Raw genomic sequence first — 200 nt, forward strand, 5'->3', positions numbered from 1 at the left:
TTTCCATTTACCTTCAATGGGATTGAAATATAAGTAGGATCAAATGAATAATTTTGATTGTTCCATACACAAACAGGTCTCTTTAGAATCGGGATGATTTTATAATGGCTTTTCTTTACTTTTGTAGCAAACAAACTTTTCGCGTCTTTAATCGCTTGATTCTTCACTGCACTTGGGATATTTGCTTCAATATCTTTTGT

Annotated in this window: 1 pseudogene; it reads right to left on the bottom strand. The window is 32.0% G+C overall.

From position 1 onward, the window contains the following. Nucleotides 1-200, bottom strand: a pseudogene (locus V7038_RS15675) (RNA-guided endonuclease TnpB family protein); the annotation flags it as partial.

It is taken from the genome of Bacillus sp. JJ783 (genome assembly GCF_036963225.1).
Taxonomy (GTDB): Bacteria; Bacillota; Bacilli; order Bacillales; family Bacillaceae_G; genus Bacillus_A; species Bacillus_A cereus_U.